At 55.3% G+C, this 1,284-nt stretch carries 1 protein-coding gene; it reads left to right on the top strand.

All coding sequences use genetic code 11. The features are described from left to right. The first annotated feature begins 76 nt into the window (after positions 1-76). Entirely contained in the window at positions 77-1,231 is a 1,155-nt protein-coding gene (locus tag U869_RS0102950) for an IS481 family transposase (protein WP_081795881.1), read from the top strand. The last annotated feature ends 53 nt before the right edge of the window (positions 1,232-1,284 follow it).

Below are 1,284 nucleotides of genomic sequence, written 5' to 3'. Positions count from 1 at the left end.
TGTACAGACCGGGGACATCGTGAACACTTGTTCGGGGACATGGTAGACACTACAACTTAGGTATGAGTACTTCTGTGTGGAGCTGCTTATGCCGTGGGATGAGAGATCTGCCATGTCATTACGTACCGAGTTTGTGCTTTTCGCCTCGCAAGAAGGCGCTAATATCCGGGCGCTATGCCGTCAGTTCGACATAGCACCTGCCACCGCATACAAGTGGTTACATCGCTGGCAGTCTGATGGGCGGGCCGGCCTGAGTGAACGCTCTCGAGCACCACACCACTCCCCTAGCAGAACCCCTGACACCGTTGTTGAACACCTCCGCGCTGCCCATCTGGCCCATCCGATGTGGGGCGCGCGCAAGCTCAAGCGGTCGCTCGAGATGCAGGGGCATACGTTACCTGCCGTCAGTACCGTACATAACCTGATGCGCTGCCATGACTTGCTTCCAGGCGGCTTGTCACCGGCTCCAACCGTCGGGCGCTTTGAACATGATGCCCCGAACCAACTCTGGCAGATGGACTTTAAAGGGCACTTCCCCTTTGCCGAAGGACGTTGTCATCCGCTTACCTTGCTGGATGACCATTCACGCTTCTCGCTCTGTCTGGCGCACTGCCCGGATGAACGGCGTGTCACCGTACAGTCCCAGTTGATAGCCGTGTTCGAACGTTATGGTCTGCCGGAAAGAATGACCATGGATAACGGCTCACCGTGGGGCGACACAACGGGCAGTTGGACCGCGTTGGAGCTGTGGCTGATGCGTCAGGGTATCCGGGTGGGTCACTCTCGGCCTTATCATCCTCAGACACAGGGTAAGTTGGAACGCTTCCATCGCAGTCTGAAGGCCGAACTCCTGCAGGGGCGATGGTTTACAGATGCCAGACAGTTGCAGCAGGTGTTCGACGCCTGGAGAGACACATACAACCTGGAACGGCCACATGAAGCGTTATCACTGGAGGTCCCTGCCTCCCGCTATCAGCCCTCATCGAGGCAGTACAACGCCAATCCAGTGTCCGCGGAGTATGACGAAGGCGTCTTGGTCAGGAAAGTAGATATCAGTGGAAAGCTGAGCCTGAAAGGCGTGAGTCTGAAAGTGGGTAAGGCTTTTATAGGTGAATATGTTGGACTGAAGGAAAGTGAGAAGGAGGGAGGCTACGAGGTATGGTGGTACAGCACGAAAGTGGGGATGATCGACCTGAGAAATAGGTCGATCATCATGGGTAAAGGATGTTAAAAAGTGTTCACCATGTCCTTGAACACCTGTCTACTATGTCCCCGGTCTGTACA

Origin of the sequence: Serratia sp. H1w, assembly GCF_000633355.1 — a bacterium.
In the GTDB taxonomy this organism is placed as follows: domain Bacteria; phylum Pseudomonadota; class Gammaproteobacteria; order Enterobacterales; family Enterobacteriaceae; genus Chania.
Note: the sequence above shows the minus strand (reverse complement) of the source record. Positions and strands in the feature narration are given on the sequence as shown.